At 63.1% G+C, this 24,715-nt stretch carries 29 protein-coding genes; all 29 read right to left on the reverse strand.

The window, feature by feature from the left end:
* Positions 1 to 5 precede the first annotated feature (5 nt).
* The 29 genes from rplO to rplJ all read right to left on the reverse strand — a co-directional run bounded on the left by rplO (position 6) and on the right by rplJ (position 24,333).
* Positions 6 to 449, reverse strand: coding sequence for a 50S ribosomal protein L15 (gene rplO / locus E5790_RS05630; protein WP_004154498.1), 444 nt, complete (start codon positions 447 to 449; stop codon positions 6 to 8).
* 6 nt (positions 450 to 455) lie between these two features.
* Positions 456 to 647, reverse strand: a complete 192-nt coding sequence (gene rpmD / locus E5790_RS05635; protein ID WP_005408214.1) for a 50S ribosomal protein L30 — start codon at positions 645 to 647, stop codon at positions 456 to 458.
* Entirely contained in the window at positions 640 to 1,182 is a 543-nt protein-coding gene (rpsE, locus tag E5790_RS05640) for a 30S ribosomal protein S5 (protein ID WP_005408213.1), read from the reverse strand. The genes rpmD and rpsE overlap by 8 nt, the downstream gene beginning before the upstream one ends.
* Positions 1,183 to 1,343: 161 nt before the next feature.
* Positions 1,344 to 1,703 (reverse strand): 50S ribosomal protein L18, encoded by a 360-nt coding sequence (rplR, locus tag E5790_RS05645; RefSeq protein ID WP_181454206.1) that lies wholly within the window; start codon positions 1,701 to 1,703, stop codon positions 1,344 to 1,346.
* An 80-nt stretch (positions 1,704 to 1,783) separates the two neighbouring features.
* A complete protein-coding gene (gene rplF / locus E5790_RS05650; protein WP_014646052.1) occupies positions 1,784 to 2,308 on the reverse strand; it encodes a 50S ribosomal protein L6 in 525 nt (174 codons plus the stop codon).
* Between the two features lie 18 nt (positions 2,309 to 2,326).
* Entirely contained in the window at positions 2,327 to 2,725 is a 399-nt protein-coding gene (gene rpsH, locus E5790_RS05655) for a 30S ribosomal protein S8 (RefSeq protein WP_005408210.1), read from the reverse strand.
* 258 nt (positions 2,726 to 2,983) lie between these two features.
* Entirely contained in the window at positions 2,984 to 3,289 is a 306-nt protein-coding gene (rpsN, locus tag E5790_RS05660) for a 30S ribosomal protein S14 (RefSeq protein WP_005408209.1), read from the reverse strand.
* A gap of 18 nt (positions 3,290 to 3,307) precedes the next feature.
* Positions 3,308 to 3,850, reverse strand: coding sequence for a 50S ribosomal protein L5 (rplE, locus tag E5790_RS05665; RefSeq protein WP_005415416.1), 543 nt, complete (start codon positions 3,848 to 3,850; stop codon positions 3,308 to 3,310).
* A gap of 11 nt (positions 3,851 to 3,861) precedes the next feature.
* Positions 3,862 to 4,179: a 50S ribosomal protein L24 gene (gene rplX / locus E5790_RS05670; protein WP_004154490.1), complete on the reverse strand. Its 318-nt coding sequence runs from the start codon at positions 4,177 to 4,179 to the stop codon at positions 3,862 to 3,864.
* A gap of 16 nt (positions 4,180 to 4,195) precedes the next feature.
* Positions 4,196 to 4,564: a 50S ribosomal protein L14 gene (rplN, locus tag E5790_RS05675; RefSeq protein ID WP_010483978.1), complete on the reverse strand. Its 369-nt coding sequence runs from the start codon at positions 4,562 to 4,564 to the stop codon at positions 4,196 to 4,198.
* A 12-nt stretch (positions 4,565 to 4,576) separates the two neighbouring features.
* Positions 4,577 to 4,846, reverse strand: coding sequence for a 30S ribosomal protein S17 (gene rpsQ, locus E5790_RS05680; protein ID WP_004154489.1), 270 nt, complete (start codon positions 4,844 to 4,846; stop codon positions 4,577 to 4,579).
* 11 nt (positions 4,847 to 4,857) lie between these two features.
* Complete coding sequence (gene rpmC / locus E5790_RS05685) at positions 4,858 to 5,043, reverse strand: 50S ribosomal protein L29 (protein ID WP_004154487.1); 186 nt, start codon at positions 5,041 to 5,043, stop codon at positions 4,858 to 4,860.
* Entirely contained in the window at positions 5,043 to 5,456 is a 414-nt protein-coding gene (gene rplP / locus E5790_RS05690) for a 50S ribosomal protein L16 (RefSeq protein ID WP_004154486.1), read from the reverse strand. Before rplP ends, rpmC begins: the two co-directional genes overlap by 1 nt.
* Before the next feature lie 5 nt (positions 5,457 to 5,461).
* Positions 5,462 to 6,196 (reverse strand): 30S ribosomal protein S3, encoded by a 735-nt coding sequence (gene rpsC / locus E5790_RS05695; protein ID WP_004145350.1) that lies wholly within the window; start codon positions 6,194 to 6,196, stop codon positions 5,462 to 5,464.
* An 18-nt stretch (positions 6,197 to 6,214) separates the two neighbouring features.
* Positions 6,215 to 6,550 (reverse strand): 50S ribosomal protein L22, encoded by a 336-nt coding sequence (gene rplV / locus E5790_RS05700; RefSeq protein ID WP_004145348.1) that lies wholly within the window; start codon positions 6,548 to 6,550, stop codon positions 6,215 to 6,217.
* Between the two features lie 12 nt (positions 6,551 to 6,562).
* Positions 6,563 to 6,832 carry a 30S ribosomal protein S19 gene (gene rpsS / locus E5790_RS05705; protein WP_005415413.1) on the reverse strand — a complete coding sequence of 90 codons (270 nt, stop codon included), beginning with the start codon at positions 6,830 to 6,832 and terminating at the stop codon, positions 6,563 to 6,565.
* Between the two features lie 6 nt (positions 6,833 to 6,838).
* Positions 6,839 to 7,666 (reverse strand): 50S ribosomal protein L2, encoded by an 828-nt coding sequence (rplB, locus tag E5790_RS05710; RefSeq protein ID WP_004145339.1) that lies wholly within the window; start codon positions 7,664 to 7,666, stop codon positions 6,839 to 6,841.
* 10 nt (positions 7,667 to 7,676) lie between these two features.
* Positions 7,677 to 7,976, reverse strand: coding sequence for a 50S ribosomal protein L23 (gene rplW / locus E5790_RS05715; RefSeq protein ID WP_004145338.1), 300 nt, complete (start codon positions 7,974 to 7,976; stop codon positions 7,677 to 7,679).
* Positions 7,973 to 8,578 (reverse strand): 50S ribosomal protein L4, encoded by a 606-nt coding sequence (gene rplD / locus E5790_RS05720; RefSeq protein WP_004145337.1) that lies wholly within the window; start codon positions 8,576 to 8,578, stop codon positions 7,973 to 7,975. Before rplD ends, rplW begins: the two co-directional genes overlap by 4 nt.
* A gap of 12 nt (positions 8,579 to 8,590) precedes the next feature.
* Positions 8,591 to 9,241, reverse strand: a complete 651-nt coding sequence (gene rplC / locus E5790_RS05725; RefSeq protein WP_004145336.1) for a 50S ribosomal protein L3 — start codon at positions 9,239 to 9,241, stop codon at positions 8,591 to 8,593.
* An 11-nt stretch (positions 9,242 to 9,252) separates the two neighbouring features.
* Positions 9,253 to 9,564, reverse strand: a complete 312-nt coding sequence (rpsJ, locus tag E5790_RS05730) for a 30S ribosomal protein S10 (RefSeq protein ID WP_005408208.1) — start codon at positions 9,562 to 9,564, stop codon at positions 9,253 to 9,255.
* 332 nt (positions 9,565 to 9,896) lie between these two features.
* Positions 9,897 to 11,087: an elongation factor Tu gene (gene tuf / locus E5790_RS05735; protein WP_014036096.1), complete on the reverse strand. Its 1,191-nt coding sequence runs from the start codon at positions 11,085 to 11,087 to the stop codon at positions 9,897 to 9,899.
* Positions 11,088 to 11,139: 52 nt separating this feature from the next.
* Positions 11,140 to 13,281, reverse strand: a complete 2,142-nt coding sequence (fusA, locus tag E5790_RS05740; protein ID WP_014646050.1) for an elongation factor G — start codon at positions 13,279 to 13,281, stop codon at positions 11,140 to 11,142.
* 141 nt (positions 13,282 to 13,422) lie between these two features.
* Entirely contained in the window at positions 13,423 to 13,896 is a 474-nt protein-coding gene (gene rpsG / locus E5790_RS05745; RefSeq protein ID WP_004145321.1) for a 30S ribosomal protein S7, read from the reverse strand.
* Positions 13,897 to 13,908: 12 nt separating this feature from the next.
* Positions 13,909 to 14,283, reverse strand: a complete 375-nt coding sequence (gene rpsL / locus E5790_RS05750) for a 30S ribosomal protein S12 (RefSeq protein WP_004145320.1) — start codon at positions 14,281 to 14,283, stop codon at positions 13,909 to 13,911.
* 284 nt (positions 14,284 to 14,567) lie between these two features.
* Complete coding sequence (gene rpoC, locus E5790_RS05755; protein ID WP_053495944.1) at positions 14,568 to 18,791, reverse strand: DNA-directed RNA polymerase subunit beta'; 4,224 nt, start codon at positions 18,789 to 18,791, stop codon at positions 14,568 to 14,570.
* A gap of 89 nt (positions 18,792 to 18,880) precedes the next feature.
* Positions 18,881 to 23,035 carry a DNA-directed RNA polymerase subunit beta gene (gene rpoB, locus E5790_RS05760; protein WP_014646048.1) on the reverse strand — a complete coding sequence of 1,385 codons (4,155 nt, stop codon included), beginning with the start codon at positions 23,033 to 23,035 and terminating at the stop codon, positions 18,881 to 18,883.
* A gap of 329 nt (positions 23,036 to 23,364) precedes the next feature.
* Positions 23,365 to 23,733: a 50S ribosomal protein L7/L12 gene (rplL, locus tag E5790_RS05765; RefSeq protein ID WP_014646047.1), complete on the reverse strand. Its 369-nt coding sequence runs from the start codon at positions 23,731 to 23,733 to the stop codon at positions 23,365 to 23,367.
* Positions 23,734 to 23,796: 63 nt separating this feature from the next.
* Positions 23,797 to 24,333 carry a 50S ribosomal protein L10 gene (gene rplJ / locus E5790_RS05770; protein ID WP_010480377.1) on the reverse strand — a complete coding sequence of 179 codons (537 nt, stop codon included), beginning with the start codon at positions 24,331 to 24,333 and terminating at the stop codon, positions 23,797 to 23,799.
* Between the last annotated feature and the right edge of the window lie 382 nt (positions 24,334 to 24,715).

The raw sequence follows: 24,715 nt of genomic DNA on the forward strand, positions 1-24,715 counted from the left end.
TTTTCTTACTCCGTTACGCTGCCGCCGGCAGCTTCGATTGCAGCCTTGGCACCCGCCGTGGCAGCAATACCCTTCAGGGTGAACGCCTTGGTCACTTCGCCCTTGACGACGACCTTGGCCTTCTTTGCGGTGCTCGGGACCAGCTTGGCAGCACGCAGGGCAGCGAAATCGATCTCACCGGCCGGCAGCTTGTCCAGCGCGTACAGCAGCACTTCAGCGGTGTCCTTGGCGATCGGCGAACGGAAGCCGATCTTCGGCAGACGACGCTGCATGGGGGTCTGGCCGCCTTCGAAGCCAGCCTTGATCTTGCCGCCACCCTTACGGGCGAACGAACCCTTGTGGCCGCGGCCGGCAGTCTTGCCCAGGCCCGAGCCGATACCGCGGCCGACGCGGGTGCGCTCGGTGCGGGCGCCCGGTGCCGGGCTCAGTTCATTGAGACGCAGAGTCATGGTCGATTACTCCTCAACCTGGACGAGGTACTGAACCTTGTTGATCAGGCCGCGTACCTGCGGGCTGTCCTTCAGTTCACGCACATCGTTGAGCTTGTTCAGGCCCAGGGCACGCACCGACAGGCGGTGACGCGACTGGGTACCACGCAGGCCACGCACCAGGCGGACCTTCACAGTCTTGTTGGACTCATTAGCCATGGTTGAGTTCCTCCACCTTCTTGCCGCGCTTGGCCGCGATGCGAGCCGGCGACTGCGCAGCAGACAGGCCCTTCACGGTGGCACGCACCAGGTTGATCGGGTTACGCGAACCGGTGGCCTTGGCCAGCACGTTCTTCACGCCAACGGCTTCCAGCACGGCGCGCATGGCACCGCCGGCGATCACGCCGGTACCTTCCGAAGCCGGCTGCATGAACACGCGGGCTGCGCCGTGACCATCCTTGATGGTGTGCCACAGGGTGCCGTTGTTCAGGTCAACGCTGACCAGGTTCTTGCGGGCCTGTTCCATCGACTTCTGGATGGCGACCGGCACTTCGCGGGCCTTGCCATAACCGAAACCGACCTTGCCTTCGCCGTCGCCGACAACGGTCAGGGCGGTGAAGGTGAACTGGCGGCCACCCTTGACGGTCTTGCTGACGCGGTTGACCGCGACCAGCTTTTCGATCATGCCGTCGTCGATCTTCTCTTCGCGGTTACGGTCGCGATCGCGACCCCGCTGCTGACGCTCTTCTGCCATGTTGATTCCTTGGTTGTTTGGGTATGTACGGCTCGAGGCCGCTTATGGTTGTGGAGTGACGCGTTGTTCCGGTGGGCCACTGCAGAAGAGCGGCGCCGTCCAGCCTCGCTCAGGCTGGCGAGCAGGCAGGCAGGAGGCCATCGGCCCCCTGCCCTTGTCCCTTAGAACTGCAGGCCGGCTTCGCGGGCCGCTTCTGCCAGGGCCTTGATGCGGCCGTGGTAGCGGTAGCCCGAACGATCGAAGGCAACCTTCTCGACGCCGGCGGCCTTGGCGCGCTCGGCGACGATGCGGCCAACCTTGGCAGCGGCATCGGCGTTCTTGCCGTTCTTCAGGCCTTCCTTGACGTCGGTCTGGGTGGTGTTGGCGGCAGCCAGCACCCTCGAACCGTCAGCGGTGAAGACCTGGGCGTACAGGTGCTGGCCGGTGCGCAGCACCGACAGGCGGGCGACGCCGAGCTCACGGATGTGGGCGCGGGTCGACTTGGCGCGACGCAGGCGGGCGATGTTCTTGTTCATTTTGATTATTCCTTGAAAGCTGAAGGATGGGCTTCTCCCTGAGGAGTCCGCACATGGATGTGCGGGCTCTTGCGAGGGACTCGCACTTACGCCTTCTTGGCTTCCTTACGGATGATGACTTCGTCGGAGTACTTCACGCCCTTGCCCTTGTACGGCTCCGGCTTGCGGAACGCACGGATCTTGGCGGCGACTTCACCGACGACCTGCTTGTCAGCGCCCTGGACCAGGATCTCGGTCTGGGTCGGGGTGGTGATGGTGATGCCTTCCGGCGCCACGAACACGACCGGGTGCGAGAAGCCCAGCGACAGGCTCAGGTCCTTGCCCTGCATGGCAGCGCGGTAACCCACGCCAACCAGCTCCAGCTTGCGCTCGAAGCCTTCGGACACGCCCTTGACCATGTTGGACAGGATCGCACGCACGGTGCCGGTCAGTGCGACCAGCTCGGCGTTCTCGGTGCTCAGGGTGGCAACGCCATTGTCGACGTTGATGGCAATGCCGGCCGGCTTGGCCAGCGACAGGGTGCCCTTCGGGCCCTTGGCGGTGACGCTGTCCGACTGGACGTTCAGTTCAACCTTACCCAGGGTGATCGGCTTCTTGGCTACGCGGGACATAGTTCTACTCCTTTCGCCTTAGGCCACGAAGCACAGGACTTCGCCGCCGACGCCCAGCTGGCGCGCCTGCGCATCAGTCATGATGCCCTTGGAGGTGGAAATGATGGAGATACCCAGGCCGTTCATGACCTTCGGCAGCTCGCTCTTGCCGCGGTACTGGCGCAGGCCCGAACGCGAGAAGCGCTTCAGGGTCGCGATGACCGGCTTGCCTTCGAAATACTTCAGCACGATTTCCAGCTCGGACTTGTTGTTTTCCAGCTGGGTCACGCGCAGGTCGGTGATGTAACCCTCGTCCTTCAGGACCTGGGCGATCGCAACCTTGATCTTGGACGACGGGGCTTTCACCGTCTGCTTGCCAACTGCGGCCGCATTCTTGATGCGGACCAGCAGGTCGGCGATGGGATCAGTCATGCTCATATGAGTACCTTTGAGTGCACCGATATCCGCTTTCGCGAAAATCTGTTGTCTCCTGGAAACGGGCCAGGTCCCTTGATGCAGCGGGCCGGGGCCCACTCCTACAACCCCGTCTGCACAGGGCAAGACGCGGGAGTATACGCCAAAAGAGCCCGACTTGCGTCGGGCTCTTCGGGTTTTTTCGCAGAAAGGAAGCTGAACGCCTCCCCTCCCCGGTTCAGCGGCCCCCGCAGGGGCTGCTGATCGCAGGGCCGGCTGGGATTACCAGCTGGCCTTGCGCAGGCCCGGGACGTCGCCACGCATGGTGGCTTCGCGCAGCTTGTTGCGGCCGAGGCCGAACTTGCTGTACACGCCACGCGGACGACCCGACAGCTCGCAACGGTTGCGCTGACGGCTCGGCGACGAATCGCGCGGCAGCTTGGCCAGCTTGGTTGCGGCGTCGATCTTCTCTTCGTAGGTCGCGTCCACGGAGGACACGATCTTCTTCAGAGCCGCACGCTTCTCAGCGTACTTCTTGGCCAGCTTTTCCCGCTTGATGTCGCGGTTGACCATGGAGGTCTTTGCCATTTCGGTTTCCTCGACAGATCAGTTACGGAACGGGAACTTGAACGCTGCCAGCAGCGCCTTCGCTTCCGCGTCGGTCTTCGCAGTGGTGGTGATGGCGATATCCATACCGCGGATCGCGTCGACGGCGTCGAAGTCGATTTCCGGGAAGATGATCTGTTCCTTCACACCCATGTTGAAGTTGCCGCGGCCGTCGAAGGAACGACCGGAAACACCACGGAAGTCGCGCACGCGCGGCAGCGAGATGTTGATCAGGCGGTCCAGGAACTCGTACATCTTGTGGCGACGCAGCGTGGTCTTGCAGCCGATCGGCCAACCATCACGGATCTTGAACGACGCAACCGAGATACGCGACTTGGTGACAACCGGCTTCTGGCCGGAAATCTTGGTCATGTCCGCGACGGCGTTTTCCAGGATCTTCTTGTTGGTGGCAGCCTCGCCGACACCCATGTTCAGGGTGACCTTGACGAGCTTCGGTACTTCCATCGGATTGGTGTAGCCGAACTGCTTCATCAGCGCCGGCACCACTTCTTCCTTGTAGATCTTTTCGAGACGGGAAGTCATCTTCACATTCCTCAGGCGTCGAGCGCCTCACCGCTGGAGCGGAACACACGCAGTTTGCGTCCATCCTCCAGCACCTTGAAGCCAACGCGTTCGCCCTTGCCCGAAGCCGGGTTCAGCACGTTCACGTTGGAGATATGGATCGAAGCTTCGCGCTCGACCACGCCGCCGGCAACACCTGCCTGCGGGTTCGGCTTGGTGTGGCGCTTGACGATGTTCACGTTGGCGACGACCACACGGTCGCCGTCGACGCGGACGACTTCGCCCTGCTTGCCCTTGTCCTTGCCAGCGTTGACGACAACCTGGTCGCCCTTCTTGATACGGTTAGCCATGATTATCTCCTGTCGCTCACAGCACTTCGGGAGCGAGCGAGACGATCTTCATGAACTTCTCCGAACGAAGTTCACGGGTCACCGGCCCGAAGATACGGGTACCGATCGGCTCCTGCTTGTTGTTCAGCAGGACGGCAGCGTTGCCGTCGAAGCGGATCAGCGAACCGTCGGCGCGACGCACACCCTTGCGGGTACGCACCACGACGGCGTCATACACTTCACCCTTCTTGACCTTGCCGCGCGGAATCGCATCCTTCACGGTGACCTTGATGATGTCGCCGATGCCGGCGTAACGGCGCTTGGAACCACCCAGCACCTTGAAGCACATCACCTGCTTGGCACCCGAATTGTCCGCGACGTCAAGGTAGCTCTGCATCTGGATCATGATTCAGACTCCTTATTCAGCCGCACGCGTGATGACTTCCACCACGCGCCAGTTCTTGGTCTTGGACATCGGAGCAATCTCGGTCACGCGGACGACATCGCCTTCCTTGCAGGCGTTGTCGGCATCGTGGGCGTGCAGCTTGGTCGAGCGCTTGATGTACTTGCCGTACAGCGCGTGCTTGACCTGACGCTCAACCAGGACGGTAACCGTCTTGTCCATCTTGTTGCTGACGACACGGCCTTCGACCGTGCGCAGCGTCTTCTTTTCAGTATTGTCGCTCATAGCGGCCATCCTTACTTCGTGCTGCCGAGCAGGGTCTTGACGCGAGCAATCTCGCGACGGACCCGGCGAATGTCGTGGGTCTTCGGCAGCTGGCCGGTGACCTGCTGCATACGGACAGAGAACTGTTCCTTACGCAGGTCGATCAGGTGGGCCTTGAGTTCGTCAGCCGACTTTTCACGGAGAGTTTTGATATCCATCAGCGCACCGTACGGGTCACGAAAGTGGTGGTGACCGAGAGCTTGGCGGCGGCCAGGCGGAACGCCTCGCGAGCCACTTCCTCGGAAACACCCTCGATTTCATAGATCATGCGGCCGGGCTGGATCTGGGCCACCCAGTATTCCACGTTACCCTTACCCGAACCCATTCGAACTTCGATGGGCTTCTTGGTGATGGGCTTATCGGGGAACACGCGGATCCACATCTTGCCGCCGCGCTTGACGTAGCGGCTGATCGAGCGGCGGGCCGCTTCGATCTGACGCGCGGTCAGCTGACCGTGTGCGGTTGCCTTCAGGCCGTATTCGCCGAAGCTGACAGCGTTGGCGCTCCAGCTCAGGCCATCGTTACGGCCCTTGTGTACCTTGCGGTACTTGGTTCGCTTGGGTTGCAACATTGTCGTTACCTCGCTTCACGGGCCGGGCGCTGACGGTCACCACGGTCGCCGCGATCGTGACGATCGTTGCGCGACGGGGTGTCGTCCTGCTTTTCCTGGCCAACCTGGGAGAAATCGAAGACCTCGCCCTTGTAGATCCAGACCTTGATGCCGATGATGCCGTAGGTCGTCTTGGCTTCAGCGAAGCCATAGTCGATGTCGGCACGCAGGGTGTGCAGCGGCACGCGGCCTTCGCGGTACCACTCCGAACGGGCGATTTCAGCACCGTTGAGGCGGCCACCAACGTTGACCTTGATGCCCAGGGCACCCAGGCGCATCGCGTTGCCGACCGAGCGCTTCATTGCACGGCGGAACATGATGCGACGCTCCAGCTGCTGGGCGATCGACTCGGCAACGAGCTGCGCGTCCAGTTCCGGCTTGCGCACTTCGGTGACGTTGATGTGCGCCGGGACGCCCATCATCTCGCTCACTTCCTTGCGCAGCTTCTCGATGTCCTCACCGCGCTTGCCGATCACCACGCCCGGACGGGCGGTGTGGATCGTCACGCGAGCGGTCTTGGCCGGACGCTCGATCAGGATCTTGCTGATGCCGGCCTGAGCCAGCTTCTTGCGCAGCATTTCGCGCACTTTCAGGTCGGCTGCCAGGTAACCGGCGAACTCGGCCTTGTTGGCGTACCACTTGGAGTTCCAGTCCTTGGAAATGCCGAGGCGGATACCAATCGGATGAACTTTATGACCCATGGTCTTTTCCTTATCCGCTTACTTGGCGGCGCCCACAACCACAGTGATGTGGCTGGTGCGCTTGAGGATGCGGGTACCGCGGCCTTTCGCCCGCGCCATGAAACGCTTCAGGGTCGGACCTTCATCAACCATGATGGTCTGAACCTTCAGCTCGTCGACGTCGGCGCCCTGGTTGTTCTCGGCGTTGGCAATTGCCGACTCCACCACCTTCTTGATCAGGTGGGCAGCCTTCTTGTCCGAGAACTTCAGCAGGTTGACCGCACGTTCGGCCGGCAGACCGCGCACCTGGTCAGCGACCAGACGAGCCTTCTGCGGGGAGATGCGCGCAGTGCGCAGGATGGCTTTCGCTTCCATTGTCATCTCTCCTTACTTGCCCGACTTCTTGTCACCACCGTGACCCTTGAAGGTCCGGGTGATGGCAAATTCGCCGAGCTTGTGGCCGACCATGTTCTCGTTGACGAGAACCGGGATGTGGTTCTTGCCGTTATGCACGGCAATGGTGATGCCTACCATGTCAGGCAGGATCATCGAACGGCGCGACCAGGTCTTGATCGGCTTCTTGCTGCCCGCAGCGGCCTCCACCTTCTTGACGAGGTGGTGATCGACGAACGGGCCCTTCTTGAGTGAACGTGCCATGGTCGATTAGCCCCTACGATCGCGGACGATGAACTGCTGAGTGCGCTTGTTATGGCGCGTCTTGTAACCCTTGGTCGGAACACCCCACGGGGTGACCGGATGCGGGTTACCCTGGCCGGCCTTGGCCTCACCACCACCGTGCGGGTGGTCAACCGGGTTCATGGCAGCACCACGAACGGTCGGGCGGACGCCGCGCCAACGCTTGGCACCGGCCTTGCCCAGCTTTTCCAGGCTGTGCTCGTCGTTGCCGACTTCGCCGATGGTGGCGCAGCACTCGACCGGAACCTTGCGCATTTCACCCGAGCGCAGGCGCAGGGTGGCGTAGATGCCTTCGCGAGCCACCAGCTGCACGGCCGCACCAGCGGCGCGAGCGATCTGAGCGCCCTTGCCCGGCTTCAGCTCGATGCAGTGGATGGTGGTGCCGACCGGGATGTTGCGCAGCGGCAGGGTGTTGCCGGCCTTGATCGGGGCGTCCGAACCAGCGATCACCTGATCACCGGCCTTCAGGCCCTTCGGGGCGATGATGTAGCGACGCTCACCATCGACGTAGCACAGCAGGGCGATGTGGGCGGTGCGGTTCGGATCGTATTCGATGCGTTCCACGCGCGCCGGGATGCCCAGCTTGTTGCGCTTGAAGTCGATGATGCGGTAGTGCTGCTTGGCACCACCACCGACGTGACGCACGGTGATGCGGCCGTGGTGGTTGCGGCCACCCGAGCGGCTCTGCGACTCGACCAGTGCGGCGTGCGGAGCACCCTTGTGCAGGTCGGGCGTAACCACGCGCACGGCCGAACGGCGGCCGGGGGAAGTGGGCTTGAATTTCATCAATGGCATGGGATGTACCTCAGGCCTTGGCCGTTACATCGATCGACTGGCCGTCGGCCAGGCGAACGTACGCCTTGCGCCAATCGCCGCGGCGGCCAGCACGGTTACGGAAGGACTTGTTCTTGCCCTTGACGTTGACCACGTTGACGGCTTCGACCTTGACGTCGAACAGCTGCTCAACCGCGGCCTTTACATCGGCCTTGGTGGCTTCGTTCGAAACTTCGAAGACATACTGGTTGGAGAGTTCCTGCAGGCGCGCGGTCTTTTCGGAGACACGCGGGGCACGCAGCACGCTGAAGATTTTTTCGTTGCTGTTCATGCCAGCCACTCCTCGACCTTCTTGACCGCGTCAGCGGTGATGACGACCGTGTCGGCACCCACCAGCGAGACCGGATCCAGACCCTGGACGTCACGCACCTGCACGTACGGCAGATTGCGGGCGGACAGGTACAGGTGCTCGGACGCTTCTTCGGTGACGATCAGCGGGCGCTTGCCCACTTCCAGGCCGGCCAGCTTGGCGATCAGACCCTTCGTGTTGGTCACTTCGACATCGAAGGACTCCACGATGGTCAGACGGCCCTGACGGTTCAGCTCGGACAGGATCGCGCACATGGCGGCACGGTACTGCTTACGATTGACCTTCTGCTCGAAGCTGCGCGGCTTGGCCGCGAAGGTGACACCGCCGCCGACGAAGATCGGAGCCGTCAGTGCGCCATGACGCGCGCCGCCGCCCTTCTGCTTCTTCGACTTCTTGGTGGTACCAGCCACTTCGGAGCGAGTCTTCTGTGCCTTGGTGCCGGCGCGACCGGCGTTGCGGTAGGCAACGACGACCTGGTGGACCAGATCTTCGCTGAAATCGCGACCGAACACGGCGTCGGAGACCGAGACCTTGTTGTTGCTACCCGTGATAACGAGTTCCATCGTCATCTCTCCTTATGCCTTGCTCGCCGGACGGACGATCACATCGCCACCCGCCGCGCCCGGAACGGCGCCGCGAACGGCGATCAGACCGCGCTCGACGTCGACCTTGACCACTTCCAGGTTCTGGGTGCTCTGCTGCACCGCGCCCATGTGGCCCGACATCTTCTTGCCCGGGAAAACGCGACCCGGGGTCTGGCGCTGACCCAGCGAACCCGGCGCGCGATGCGACAGCGAGTTACCGTGGGTTGCATCGCCCATACGGAAGTTGTGGCGCTTGATGGTGCCCTGGAAGCCCTTGCCCTTGGTGACACCCTGGACGTCGACGATCTGGCCGACTTCGAAGATGTCCGCCTTGACTTCGCCGCCAACGGCGAAATCGCCGAGCTGCGCGTCTTCAACGCGGAACTCCCACAGGCCACGACCCGCTTCCACCTTCGCCTTGGCGAAGTGGCCGGCTTCCGGCTTGTTGACCAGGGCAGCGCGACGCGCGCCGACGGTCACCTGCACGGCGCTGTAGCCGTCGGTTTCGACGGTCTTGATCTGCGCGATGCGGTTCGGGGTTGCTTCGATCAGGGTCACCGGGATGGAACGGCCATCTTCGGTGAACACGCGGCTCATGCCGGCCTTGCGGCCCACGAAGCCCAACGAATACTTCTTCGTCATGGTCGTAGTCCTCAGGTCAGCTTGATCTGAACGTCGACGCCGGCAGCCAGTTCGAGCTTCATCAGCGCGTCCACGGTCTTGTCATTCGGGTCAACGATATCGAGCACGCGCTTGTGCGTGCGGGTCTCGTACTGGTCACGCGCGTCCTTGTCGACGTGCGGGGAGACGAGAACGGTGTAACGCTCGATCTTGGTCGGCAGCGGGATCGGGCCACGCACTTGCGCGCCGGTCCGCTTTGCCGTTTCAACGATCTCGCTGGCCGAACGGTCGATCAGACGATGATCGAACGCTTTCAGCCGGATCCGGATCTTTTGGTCCGCCATGGCGGTAGGTTCCTTCGTTAAAAGAGCGACAGACAAAGCCTCTGGGTTGCTTTGCCCCATGAAATTCCTGAATACGGACGGCCCGCAGTCCTGCAGGCCGACAAGGTCACTCCATGGACCTCAAAAACGTAGGCAGACCAGTTTCCCGGCCTGCCCAGACGTAGAAGCATAATGGCACGCAAGGCAGCTGTCAACAGTCGCCTGTTGACGCCGCCTGAATGGCATTGACCCTTCCTGGTCCGGGGAACACAAGGCACATCCTGTGCCTGCTTTCCCATTTGATACGCCCCGATGCCCTACCCAGGCAACATCGGGGCGCAGATACTACCAGATTACTCGATGATCTTCGAGACCACGCCGGCGCCGACGGTACGGCCGCCTTCGCGGATGGCGAAGCGCAGGCCTTCGTCCATTGCCACCGGGTTGATCAGGGTGACGACCATCTTGACGTTGTCACCCGGCATCACCATTTCGACGCCTTCCGGCAGCGCAGCTGCGCCGGTGATGTCGGTGGTGCGGAAGTAGAACTGCGGACGGTAGCCGTTGAAGAACGGGGTGTGGCGGCCGCCCTCGTCCTTCGACAGGACGTACACTTCGCCTTCGAACTTGGTGTGCGGCTTGATCGTGCCCGGCTTGGCCAGCACCTGGCCACGCTCGACGTCGTCACGCTTGGTGCCGCGCAGCAGCAGGCCAGCGTTGTCGCCTGCCTGACCCTGGTCCAGCAGCTTGCGGAACATTTCAACGCCGGTCACGGTGGTCTTCTGCACCGGACGGATGCCGACGATTTCGATTTCGTCGCCAACCTTGATCACGCCGCGCTCGATACGACCGGTCACCACGGTGCCGCGGCCCGAGATCGAGAACACGTCTTCCACCGGCATCAGGAACGGCTTGTCGATCGCACGCTCCGGCTCCGGAATCCAGCTGTCCAGCGCGTCGACCAGCTTCAGGATGGCCGGCACGCCGATGTCGCTCTGGTCGCCTTCCAGCGCCAGGCGGGCCGAACCGGCGATGATCGGGGTGTCGTCGCCCGGGAACTCGTACTTGCTCAGCAGTTCGCGCACTTCCATCTCGACCAGCTCGAGCAGCTCGGCGTCGTCGACCATGTCGGCCTTGTTCAGGAACACGACGATGTACGGCACGCCGACCTGGCGCGACAGCAGGATGTGCTCACGGGTCTGCGGCATCGGGCCGTCAGCGGCCGAGCACACCAGGATCGCGCCGTCCATCTGGGCGGCACCGGTGATCATGTTCTTGACGTAGTCAGCGTGGCCCGGGCAGTCAACGTGGGCGTAGTGACGGATCGGGGATTCGTATTCGACGTGCGCGGTCGAGATCGTGATACCACGAGCCTTTTCTTCCGGCGCGGCGTCGATCGAGGAGTAATCCTTGAACTCGCCACCGAAGCGCTCGGCACCGATCTTGGTCAGTGCGGCGGTCAGCGTGGTCTTGCCGTGATCGACGTGACCGATGGTGCCGACGTTGACGTGCGGCTTGGTGCGCTCGAACTTACCCTTTGCCATTGTTCTATACCTTGATTGTTCGTAAGTGGTTTCAAGAGAGGCTGAGCGAGGCTCAGCCCTTCTTCATGACGGCTTCGGCGATGTTGGTCGGAGCCGGCTCGTAGTGATCGAATTCCATGGTGAAGGTGGCGCGGCCCTGGGTCTGCGAACGCAGCGCAGTGGCGTAGCCGAACATTTCACCCAGCGGGATCATCGCGTTGATGATGCTGGCCGAACCGTCACCGGTGGTGTCGGAACCCTGCAGCACGCCGCGACGACGGCTGACGTCGCCCATCACGTCACCCTGGTAATCCTCCGGGGTCACGATCTCGACCTTCATGATCGGCTCCAGCAGCACCGGCTTGGCCTTGGCGAAGCCCTGCTTGAAGGCCATCGACGAAGCCAGCTTGAACGCCATTTCCGAGGAGTCGACGTCGTGGTACGAACCGAACACCAGCTTCACCTTGACGTCCACGACCGGGAAGCCAGCCAGCGGACCGCTGGTGATGGTTTCGCGCAGGCCCTTTTCAACCGACGGAATGAATTCCTTCGGGATCACGCCGCCGGTGATGTCGTTGATGAACAGGAAGTCGTCCTTGATGGCCGGAGCCAGCTTCGGATCGGCACGGTCTTCAGCGGTGATCGGCGACAGCTCGATCACGACGTGACCGTACTGACCCTTACCACCGGACTGCTTGGCGTGCTTGTAGTCCGACTTGACGTCGGCCAGGGTGATGGTTTCGCGGTAGGCCACCTGCGGCGCGCCGACGTTGGCTTCAACGTTGAACTCGCGCTTCAGGCGGTCGACGATGATGTCCAGGTGCAGCTCGCCCATGCCCGAGATGATGGTCTGGCCGGATTCTTCGTCGGTCTTGACGCGGAACGACGGATCTTCCTGCGCCAGACGGCCCAGGGCCAGACCCATCTTTTCCTGGTCCGACTTGGTCTTCGGCTCGACGGCCATCGAGATCACCGGCTCCGGGAAGGTCATGCGCTCCAGGATGATCGGCGCGTCCACGGCGCACAGGGTGTCACCGGTGGTGGTGTCCTTCAGGCCCACGGCAGCAGCGATGTCACCAGCCAGAACTTCCTTGATTTCCTCGCGGTTGTTCGAGTGCATCTGCAGGATGCGACCGATGCGCTCCTTCTTGCCCTTCACCGAGTTCAGCACGGTGTCGCCACCGTTCAGGGTGCCCGAGTAGACGCGGAAGAAGGTCAGCGCGCCGACGAACGGGTCGGTGATGATCTTGAAGGCCAGCGACGAGAACGGAGCCTTGTCGTCCGACTTGCGGGTCATCTCGACGGTGTCGTCGTCAACGTCCACGCCCTTCACGTCCGGCACGTCGACCGGCGACGGCAGCAGCTGGATCACGCCGTCCAGCATGGCCTGCACGCCCTTGTTCTTGAAGGCCGAGCCGCAGTACATCGGCACGATCTCGGTGGCCAGGGTGCGGGTACGCAGCGCGTTGATGATTTCAGCCTCGGCCAGCTCTTCGCCGCCCAGGTACTTTTCCATCAGCTCTTCGCTGGCTTCGGCAGCGGTCTCGACCATGAACTGGCGAGCCTCTTCGGCAGCCGCCTGCAGATCGGCCGGGATGTCGCTGTATTCGAACTTCATGCCCTGCGAAGCCTCATCCCAATGGATGGCCTTCATCTTCAGCAGGTCGACAACGCCCTTGAAGTTGTCTTCAGCGCCGATCGGCAGCTGCATCGGCACGGCGACCGCGCCCAGCTTGGCCTTCAGCTGGCCGACGACCTTCTGGAAGTTGGCACCGGTGCGGTCCATCTTGTTGACGAACGCGATGCGCGGCACGTGGTACTTGTTGGCCTGGCGCCACACGGTTTCCGACTGCGGCTGCACGCCACCGACGGCACACAGGACGAAGACGGCACCGTCGAGCACGCGCAGCGAGCGCTCCACTTCGATGGTGAAGTCGACGTGCCCGGGGGTGTCGATGATGTTGAAGCGGTGCTCCGGCAGGGACTTGTCCATGCCCTTCCAGAACGCGGTGGTGGCAGCGGACTGGATCGTGATGCCACGCTCCTGCTCCTGCTCCATCCAGTCCATGGTGGCGGCGCCGTCGTGCACTTCACCGATCTTGTGGCTCTTGCCGGTGTAGAACAGGATGCGCTCGGACGTGGTGGTCTTGCCGGCATCGATGTGAGCCATGATGCCGAAGTTACGGTAACGCTCGATGGGAGTGGAACGGGCCACGGGAGCCTCTCAGATTTCTTGGATTTCGGATGGCCGAACGCCGCCTTTCGGCGGCCTTCGGATTGGCGCAGCCCTTCTGGGACCGCGAGGCAGCACGCACCGAAGTGGTGCTGCCCTGCCTGTTTTACAAGGCCGTCAAACTCACCAGCGGTAGTGGGCGAATGCCTTGTTGGCTTCGGCCATGCGGTGGGTTTCTTCGCGCTTCTTGATGGCGCCGCCACGGTTTTCCGAGGCGTCGATCAGTTCAGCAGCCAGCTTCTTCGGCATGGTGTTCTCACCACGCTTGCGCGCGGAGTCGATCAGCCAGCGCATGGCCAGGGCCATCTTGCGCGACGAACGCACTTCGACCGGCACCTGGTAGGTGGCACCACCGACGCGACGCGACTTGACTTCGACCGCCGGAGCGACGTTGTCCAGAGCCTTCTGCACCAGTTCAATGGCGTTGGCGCTGCTGTTCTTCTCGGTGATCACGTCCATGGCGCCGTACACGATCTTTTCGGCGACGGACTTCTTGCCGCTCTGCATGACCATGTTGATGAAGCGGGCGATGGTTTCGCTTCCGTGCTTCGGATCGGGCAGGACGGAACGCTGCGGAGTATTACCCTTACGCGACATAGTGCTCTCTCCTTATGCCTTCGGACGCTTGGCGCCGTACTTGGAACGGGCCTGGCGACGCTTGGCAACGCCGGCGGCGTCGAGCGAGCCACGAACGGTGTGGTAACGCACACCCGGCAGGTCCTTGACGCGACCGCCGCGGATCAGGACCACGGAGTGCTCCTGCAGGTTGTGGCCTTCACCACCGATGTAGGAAATCACTTCTTCCTGGTTGGTCAGGCGGACCTTGGCAACCTTGCGCAGAGCCGAGTTCGGCTTCTTCGGAGTGGTGGTGTAGACACGGGTGCAGACGCCACGGCGCTGCGGGCACTTGTCGAGCGCCGGCGAGGCACTCTTGTAGGTGGTCGCTTGCCGCGGCTTGCGGACCAGCTGGTTGATCGTCGCCATCAGTAGGTTCTTCTGATTGGTGGCCGGAAAATCCGACCAGAGATGCGGAAATGTTAAAGCAGGCCGAAATTCTGGCCTGCTGAGACAGACGATTGTAGCAACCTGCCAGGAAAGCAGTCAAACGCCTCCTGTCAAGCCCGTCCCTGATCCCGGGACGTTACTGGGGGGCCTCCATGTACCCCGTTCAGGTTGACAGGGTCGATCGCGGACGATCTCCCCTGCCCTTTCCCAATCCCATCGATGGACCGATGGGGTGGTCCGGCCTTGCGGCCGGACCGGCTACCTCATTCTTCGCCCGACGCCTGTTCAGCTTCGGCTTCAACCACCGGCGCCTCGACCGCGACCGGGGTACCGGCCAGGGTCTGCATTTCCGACTCGGTGAGACCGGAAGCGCCGCGACGGCGGTTGCTGTGGTACGCCAGGCCGGTACCGGCCGGAATCAGGCGACCCACGATGACGTTTTCCTTCAGGCCACGCAGGTTGTCCGAGGTGCCGCGGACGGCCGCTTCGGTCAGCACGCGGGTGGTTTCCTGGAACGAAGCGGCCGAGATGAACGATTCGGTCGCCAGCGACGCCTTGGTGATACCCAGCAGGACCGGATCGAAGTGCGCCGGCAGCTCGTTGCGGGCCGACAGGCGCGCATTTTCCTCGATAACGCGCTGACGCTCCACCTGTTCGCCGTTCAGGAACTTGCTGCTGCCCTGATCGGTGATCTCGACCTTGCGCAGCATCTGGCGGGTGATCACCTCGATGTGCTTGTCGTTGATCTTCACGCCCTGCAGGCGGTACACGTCCTGGATTTCCTTCACCAGGTAGGCCGCCAGCGGCTCGACGCCCAGCAGGCGCAGGATGTCCTGCGGGCTCGGCTCGCCGTCCACGATGGTTTCACCCTTGGTGACATGCTCGCCTTCGAACACGATGACCTGGCGGTACTTCGGGATCAGCTCTTCGTGCTCCGAACCATCGGTGTCCTTGATGATCAGGCGCTGCTTGCCCTTGGTGTCCTTGCCGAAGCTGATGATGCCCGAACGCTCGGCCAGCACCGCCGGATCCTTCGGCTTGCGCGCTTCGAACAGGTCGGCCACGCGCGGCAGACCACCGGTGATGTCGCGGGTCTTCGACGCTTCCTGCGGGATCTTGGCGACGACGTCGCCCACGCCCACCGGGGCGCCGTCCTGCAGGTTGACGATCGAACGCGGCGGCAGCAGGTACTGCGCCGGCAGGTCGGTGCCCGGAATCGACAGGTCGTTGCCCTTGGCGTCGACGATGCGCACGATCGGGCGCAGGTCCTTGGCCTGGGTACCACGACGCTTCGGATCGGTGATTTCGCGCGAAGCCAGGCCGGTCAGCTCGTCGGTCTTCTCGATGACGGTGATGCCATCAACGAAGTCGATGAAGCGGATGAAGCCGGCCACTTCCGACACGATCGGGTGGTTATGCGGATCCCAGTTGGCCACGGTCTGGCCAGCCTTGATCGCATCACCGTCCTTGGACGTGATGGTCGCACCGTACGGCAGCTTGTAACGCTCACGCTCACGGCCGTGGGCATCGAGCACCGAGATTTCGCCCGAGCGCGACACTGCGACCAGCGAGCCGTTGGCATGCTCGACCGACTTGAGGTTGCTGAACTTGACCGAGCCGGTGGTCTTGACGGTGATGTTGTCGACCGCTGCAGCTCGCGACGCCGCACCACCGATGTGGAACGTACGCATGGTCAGCTGGGTACCCGGCTCACCGATGGACTGCGCGGCGATGACGCCGACTGCTTCACCGATGTTGACCAGGTGGCCACGGGCCAGGTCGCGGCCGTAGCAGCGCGAGCAGACACCGAACGCCGATTCGCAGGAGATGGTCGAGCGGACCTTGATGGTCTGCACGCCGGCATCTTCCAGCTTGGCGACCCAGGCTTCGTCGAGCAGGGTGTTGCGGGTGACGATCGGATCCTCGTCGTTGCCCGGCAGGAACACGTCCTCGGCGACCACGCGGCCCAGCACGCGGTCCTTCAGCGGCTCGACCACGTCGCCGCCTTCCACGATCGGGGTCATGATCAGGCCTTCGGTGGTACCGCAATCCACCTCGGTGATCACCACGTCCTGCGCGACGTCGACCAGACGACGGGTCAGGTAACCCGAGTTCGCGGTCTTCAGTGCGGTATCGGCCAGACCCTTACGGGCACCGTGGGTGGAGTTGAAGTACTCCTGCACGTTCAGGCCTTCGCGGAAGTTCGCCTTGATGGGCGTCTCGATGATCGAGCCGTCCGGGCGGGCCATCAGGCCGCGCATGCCGGCCAGCTGACGGATCTGCGCCTGCGAACCACGCGCACCGGAGTCGGCCATGATGTACAGCGAGTTCATCGACTTCTGGTCGATGGTCTCGCCCTTGGCATTGACCACCTTCTCGGTACCGATGGTGTCCATCATCGCCTTGGCGATGCGCTCGTTGGTGCGCGACCAGATGTCGACCACCTTGTTGTAGCGCTCGCCGGCGGTGACCAGGCCCGACTGGTACTGCTCCTGGATTTCCAGCACTTCGGCTTCGGCCTCGGTGAGGATGCCCTTCTTCTCGTCCGGGATCAGCATGTCGTCGATGCCGATCGAGACGCCGGCGCGGGTCGCGTAGGCGAAGCCGGTGTACATCAGCTTGTCGGCGAACACGACCGTGTCCTTCAGGCCCAGCTGGCGGTAGCTGGAGTTGATCAGGCGGCTGATGTTCTTCTTGGTCAGCTCGGTGTTGGCCAGCGCGAACGGCAGGCCTTCCGGCAGGATTTCAGCCAGCAGGGCGCGACCGATCGTGGTGTCCACGATCGAGGTCTTGTTCTGCTTGTTGCCGTCTTCGTCGGTCACCACCTCGGTGATGCGGACCTTGACCTTGGCGTGCAGTTCCACCACGCGGTTGTCGTAGGCACGCTTCACTTCGGCGATGTTGGCGAAGGCCATGCCCTCGCCCTTCTTGTTTTCCAGCGAGCGGGTCATGTAGTACAGACCCAGCACGACGTCCTGCGACGGCACGATGATCGGCTCGCCGTTGGCCGGCGACAGGATGTTGTTGGTCGACATCATCAGCGCACGCGCTTCCAGCTGGGCTTCCAGCGAGAGCGGCACGTGGACGGCCATCTGGTCACCGTCGAAGTCGGCGTTGAACGCGGTGCAGACCAGCGGGTGCAGCTGGATGGCCTTGCCTTCGATCAGCACCGGCTCGAACGCCTGGATGCCCAGCCGGTGCAGGGTCGGCGCACGGTTCAGCATCACCGGATGCTCGCGGATGACCTCTTCCAGGATGTCCCAGACTTCGGCTTCTTCGCGCTCGACCAGCTTCTTGGCGGCCTTGATGGTGGTGGCCAGGCCACGACGCTGCAGCTTGGCGAAGACGAACGGCTTGAACAGCTCCAGCGCCATCTTCTTCGGCAGGCCGCACTGGTGCAGGCGCAGGTACGGACCGACCACGATGACCGAACGGCCCGAGTAGTCGACGCGCTTGCCGAGCAGGTTCTGGCGGAAGCGACCCTGCTTGCCCTTGATCATGTCGGCCAGCGACTTCAGCGGGCGCTTGTTGGTGCCGGTGATGGCACGACCGCGACGGCCGTTGTCCAGCAGCGCATCGACCGATTCCTGCAGCATGCGCTTTTCATTGCGCACGATGATGTCCGGCGCGCTCAGTTCGAGCAGGCGGCGCAGGCGGTTGTTGCGGTTGATGACGCGGCGGTACAGGTCGTTCAGGTCGGAGGTCGCGAAGCGGCCGCCATCCAGCGGGACCAGCGGGCGCAGGTCCGGCGGCAGCACCGGCAGCACGGTCATGACCATCCATTCCGGACGGTTGCCCGATTCCAGGAAGGCCTCGATCAGCTTGATGCGCTTGGTGAGGCGCTTGAGCTTGGTTTCCGAACCGGTAGCGGCGATTTCCTCGCGCAGGCGGGTCATTTCCGACTGCAGGTCGATCGTGCGCAGCAGTTCGTACACGGCCTCGGCGCCCATGGCGGCGTCGAAGTCGTCACCGTGCTCCTGGCGGGCCTGCAGGTACTGTTCTTCGGTCAGCAGCTGGCGGCGCTCCAGGGCGGTCAGGCCCGGCTCGGTCACCACGTACGCTTCGAAGTACAGCACGCGCTCGATATCGCGCAGGGTCATGTCCAGCATCAGGCCGATGCGCGACGGCAGCGACTTCAGGAACCAGATGTGCGCGACCGGCGACGCCAGGTCGATGTGGCCCATGCGCTCACGGCGCACCTTGGCCAGGGTCACTTCGGTGCCGCACTTTTCGCAGACCACGCCGCGGTGCTTCATGCGCTTGTACTTGCCGCACAGGCACTCGTAGTCCTTCACCGGGCCGAAGATGGCGGCGCAGAACAGGCCGTCGCGTTCCGGCTTGAAGGTACGGTAGTTGATGGTTTCCGGCTTCTTCACTTCGCCGAAGGACCACGAACGGATCAGGTCCGGCGAGGCCAGCGCGATCTTGATCGCGTCGAAGTCCAGCGTCTGGCGCTGCTGGTTGAAGAGGTTGAGCAGGTCTTTCATGGTGTTCTCCAGAAGGAGGAATGCTGTGTCGATGGGCTTTCAGTTGACTGCCAGCGGCGCGGCGGCGGAGGCCGCCGCGCCGGCATGGATCAGTTGTCTTCCAGTTCCATGTTGATGGCCAGCGAGCGGATTTCCTTCACGAGCACGTTGAAGGATTCCGGCATGCCCGCGACCATCTCGTGCTCACCGTCGACAATGTTCTTGTACATCTGGTTGCGGCCCTGCACGTCATCGGACTTCACCGTCAGCATTTCCTGCAGGGTGTAGGCCGCGCCGTAGGCTTCCAGCGCCCAGACTTCCATTTCACCGAAGCGCTGGCCGCCGAACTGCGCCTTGCCGCCCAGCGGCTGCTGGGTGACGAGCGAGTACGGACCGGTCGAACGGGCGTGCATCTTGTCGTCGACCAGGTGGTTCAGCTTCAGGTAGTGCATGTAGCCAACGGTGGTGTGGCGATCGAAGGCTTCACCGGTGCGGCCGTCGTACAGCTGGGTCTGGCCGCTGCTCGGCAGGTCGGCCAGTTCCAGCATGCGCTTGATTTCCGCTTCGGTGGCGCCGTCGAACACCGGGGTAGCCATCGGCACGCCGTCGGTCAGGTTGCGGGCCAGGCGCAGCAGTTCCTCGTCGCTGAACTGCGACAGGTCGACACGGTTGGCCACGTTGGTGTCGTCGTGGTTGTAGATGTCGTCCAGGAACTTGCGCAGGTCGGCGACCGCCGCCTGGGCTTCCATCATCGCCTGGATCTTGCGACCCAGACCCTTGGCGGCCCAGCCCAGGTGCACTTCCAGGATCTGGCCGATGTTCATGCGCGACGGCACGCCCAGCGGGTTCAGCACGATGTCCACGGTTTCGCCCGAGGCCATGTATGGCATGTCCTCGACCGGCACCACGTTGGAGACCACACCCTTGTTGCCGTGGCGGCCAGCCATCTTGTCGCCCGGCTGGATGCGGCGCTTCACGGCCAGGAACACCTTGACCATCTTCAGAACGCCCGGAGCGAGGTCGTCACCGGCGGTGATCTTGCCGCGCTTGTCGGCGAAGCGACGCTCGAACTCCTTCTCGTGCGCCTGGATCTGCTTCTGCGCGCGCTCGATGGCTTCCGAAGCGTCCTCGTCCTTCATGCGCAGGGCGAACCAGTCAGCCTTCTTCAGGCCGTCCAGGAAGGCGTCGGTGATCACGTCACCCTTCTTCAGGCCAGCGCCACCGTTGACCACCTTGCCCACGATCTGCGAACGCAGACGCATGTAGATGGCGGCTTCCAGGATGCGGAACTGGTCGTCGAAGTCCTTCTTGACGCGCTTGATTTCAGACTCTTCGATCTGGCGGGCGCGCTTGTCCTTCTCGATGCCGTCGCGGGTGAAGACCTGCACGTCGATGACGGTGCCGTCCATGCCCGGCGGAACGCGCAGCGAGCTGTCCTTCACGTCCGAAGCCTTCTCGCCGAAGATCGCGCGCAGCAGCTTCTCTTCCGGGGTCAGCTGGCTTTCGCCCTTCGGGGTGACCTTGCCGACCAGGATGTCGCCGGCACGGACTTCCGCGCCGATGTACACCACGCCGCTCTCGTCCAGGCGGTTCAGCGCCTGCTCGGAGACGTTCGGGATGTCGGCGGAGATTTCCTCCGGCCCCAGCTTGGTGTCACGCGCGACGCAGGTCAGCTCTTCGATGTGGATCGTGGTGTAACGATCCTCTTCCACCACGCGCTCGGAGAGCAGGATGGAGTCTTCGAAGTTGTAGCCGTTCCACGGCATGAACGCGATCAGCATGTTCTGGCCGAGGGCCAGTTCGCCGATGTCGGTGGACGGACCGTCGGCCAGCACGTCGCCGCGGGCGATGACGTCACCGACCTGGACCAGCGGACGCTGGTTGATGCAGGTGTTCTGGTTCGAACGGGTGTACTTGACCAGGTTGTAGATGTCCACGCCTGCGTCGGTGGCGCCAACGATCTCTTCCTCGTTGACCTTGACCACGATGCGGGCCGCGTCGATCTGCACGATCTCGCCGCCACGGCGGGCGTTCACGGTCACGCCCGAGTCGCGCGCCACGGCGCGCTCGATGCCGGTACCCACCAGCGGCTTCTGCGCACGCAGGGTCGGCACGGCCTGACGCTGCATGTTGGCGCCCATCAGTGCGCGGTTGGCGTCATCGTGCTCCAGGAACGGAACCAGCGCGGCCGCGATCGACACGGTCTGCATCGGCGAGACGTCCATGAAGTGGACTTCCGCCGGCGGCTTCAGCAGCGATTCGCCCTGGAAGCGGCACGGGACGAACTGCTCGGTCAGGGTGCCCTTGGCGTCGGTCAGCGCGTTGGCCTGCGCAATGACGTACTCGTTTTCTTCGATCGCCGACAGGAACTCGACTTCGTCATAGACCTTGCCGTCCACGACCTTGCGGTACGGGGTCTCGAGGAAACCGTACTGGTTGGTGCGGGCGTACACGGCCAGCGAGTTGATCAGGCCGATGTTCGGGCCTTCCGGGGTTTCGATGGTGCAGACGCGGCCGTAATGGGTCGGGTGCACGTCGCGCACTTCGAAGCCGGCGCGCTCGCGGGTCAGACCGCCCGGACCCAGGGCCGAGACGCGACGCTTGTGAGTCACTTCCGACAGCGGGTTGTTCTGGTCCATGAACTGCGACAGCTGCGAGGAGCCGAAGAACTCCTTGATGGCAGCGGCGACCGGCTTGGCGTTGATCAGTTCCTGCGGGGTCAGGCCTTCCGACTCGGCCATCGACAGGCGCTCCTTGACCGCGCGCTCGACGCGGACCAGGCCGACGCGGAACACGTTCTCGGCCATTTCACCGACCGAACGCACGCGACGGTTGCCCAGGTGATCGATGTCATCGACCACGCCGCGACCGTTGCGGATCTCGGTCAGGACCTTGATCACGTCCAGGATGTCGGAGCTGTCGCCGTGGGCAGCGACCAGGCGCTTGGACTCTTCGTCGTTGCGCTCACCGAAGTACTTGCTGTCGTACAGCACGGCTTCGCCGGTGGTTTCCTTGCGGCCCACGCGACGGTTGAACTTCATGCGGCCGACCGCGGACAGGTCGTAGCGCTCGAAGGTGAAGAACAGGTTGTGGAACAGGTTCTGCGCGGCATCCTTGGTCGGCGGCTCGCCCGGACGCATCATGCGGTAGATCTCGACCAGGGCTTCCAGCTGGGTCTTGGTCGGGTCGATGCGCAGGGTGTTGGACAGGTACGGACCACGATCCAGGTCGTTCACCCACAGGGTGCCGACCGCGTCAACGCCGGCCTTGCGGAAGGCCTGCAGCTGCTCGTCGGTGATCTCGTCGTTGGCCTGGGCCAGCAGCTCGCCGGTGGAGGCATCGACCACGTCGTGCGACAGGATCCGGCCGACGATGTAGTCGTCCGGCACGGCCAGGGCGGCGATGCCCGAGGCTTCCAGCTGCTTGATGTGGCGCGCGGTGATGCGCTTGCCGGCTTCCACGATGACCTTGTCGCCGTCGGCGAGGTCGAAGCCCAGGGTTTCGCCACGCAGGCGCTCCGGCACCAGCTCCAGCTGGACGCCTTCATCCGGGTTGATGTGGAAGGTGTTGATCTCGAAGAACTCGGCCAGCATCTCCTCGTTGCTGTAACCAAGCGCGCGCAGCAGGATCGACACCGGCAGCTTGCGGCGGCGGTCGATACGGGTGAACAGCGCGTCCTTCGGGTCGAACTCGAAGTCCAGCCAGGAGCCGCGGTAAGGAATGATGCGGGCGCTGTACAGCAGCTTGCCCGAGCTGTGGGTCTTGCCACGGTCGTGGTCGAAGAACACGCCCGGCGAGCGGTGCAGCTGCGAGACGATGACGCGCTCGGTGCCGTTGACGATGAAGGTGCCGTTCTCGGTCATCAGCGGGATTTCGCCCAGATAGACCTCCTGCTCCTTCACGTACTTGATGGCCTTGGTCGACGACTCACGGTCGTAGATCACCAGGCGCACGGTCACGCGCAGCGGGGCGCCGTAGCTCATGCCGCGCTGGCGGCACTCACGCTCGTCGAAGACCGGTTCGCCCAGCTTGTAGCCGACGTATTCCAGGGCAGCATTGCCGCTGTAGCTGGCGATCGGGAAGACCGACTTCAGCGCAGCGTGCAGGCCGTGGTCCGTGCGCTTGGCCGGATCGACGTTTTCCTGCAGGAATTCACGATAGGAATCCACCTGGATGGCGAGCAGGAACGGCACTTCGAGAATCGAGCGCTGCTTGCCGAAATCCTTGCGGATACGCTTTTTTTCGGTGAACGAATAGGACGTCATGAGGTCTTCCACCTTGTTGTGCGGATCGTGCGCCCACGATCCGAAGGGAACTTGAAATTGTCAGTTGGAAGTCGCTGGTATTGCCGGCACCAGCACGCCTTCTCCCGCTACTTCCAACTGCCAACTCGTCTGCTACCACTCCCCCGCTGCCGCGCCGTGCGCTGGCCTGCCGGGGTTTGACTGCAGCCCGTGTTGGGCTTTTTCCTGCTTTTGAAACAGTCGACTAACAGTCGACCCTACCGGTACCGCAACAACGACCAAAGGCCGGGGGCTTACGCCCCCAGCCTTGGCTGCATCGCCGTGAATCGGTGACGATGCAAGGTAACTGCTTACTTGACTTCGACAGTCGCGCCAGCAGCTTCCAGGTCCTTCTTCATCTTCTCGGCGTCTTCCTTCGAAGCGCCTTCCTTCAGGACGCCACCGGCTTCGGCCAGGTCCTTCGCTTCCTTCAGGCCCAGGCCGGTGATGGCGCGGACGGCCTTGATGACCTCGACCTTCTTCTCGCCGGCGGTCTTCAGGGTGACGGTGAACTCGGTCTGCTCTTCAACAGCAGCGGCCGGGCCAGCGGCAGCAGCCACGGCAACCGGAGCAGCGGCGGAGACGCCGAACTTCTCTTCGATGGCCTTGACCAGCTCCATCACTTCCATCAGGGACTTCTCGGCGATGGCGTCGACGATCTGTTCGTTGGTAAGGGACATGATTAATACCTTTGGATGATTTTCTGGGTTGAGGTTCCGTCAGGAACCACGGTAAGTCGAAACTCAGGCGGTCTCGGCGGCCGGCTCGGCAGCGTCGGCGGCGACATCGCCCCCCCCCTGCTTCTCGCCAACGGCCTTGATGGCGCGGGCAAACATCGTGACCGGCTCGGTCAGGACGCGGGCCAGCATGGCCAGGGCCTGGTCGCGGGTCGGCAGCGAGGCCAGCACTTCGACGTGGCTTGCCGGGAACACTTCGCCACCGATGGCGACGACCTTAGCCTTCAGCTTGTCGTTGCCCTTGGCGGCTTCCTTGATCAGGCGACCGGCAGCGCCGGGCTCCTCGAGCGAGAACGCGTACAGCAGCGGACCAACCATCTGGTCCTGTGCGACTGCGAACTCGGTGCCTTCAACGGCGCGCGAAGCCAGGGTGTTCTTGACAACCTTCAAGAAAACACCGGTTTCACGAGCCTGCTTGCGCATCGCGGTCATCTGGGCGACCGTGGTGCCAGCGTATTCGGCTGCGATCAAGGAGTGGGCCTTGGCGGCGACGTCTGCCAGCTCGGCGACTACTTCTTGCTTCTGGGACAGATTGAGAGCCATTGCACTCCTCCTATTGAACTCCGCTTACGGCTCCTGCCGTGTGCGGTCCTGTGCGGCATCCGTCCTGGACGCCGGGAACATCGGGATGATGTTCCGGGGGTGGGCCGTTCTAGACCTGGAGTGGGCCAACCTGGGAAACCCAGACGTGCGTGAACCAGAAAAACTCCAGAAGGGCACCATCTACGCAGGGTGATTCCGGGGAATCGATTAAGCGCTCATGACTGCTCCGGCGGCGACTCCTTGCCAGATCGAGCTTCCGTGCCCGTCGCCGGTATTGCCACGACCGCGCCTGCGGTCTTTGACGGCTACCGCAGGCGATGCACTGCCAGCGATGCCTTCAAATGTCACGGTCACGGCACCGAAGGTACCGTGACCGCTTGAA

The organism is Stenotrophomonas sp. PAMC25021, from assembly GCF_004795795.1.
Classification (GTDB): Bacteria; Pseudomonadota; Gammaproteobacteria; order Xanthomonadales; family Xanthomonadaceae; genus Stenotrophomonas; species Stenotrophomonas muris.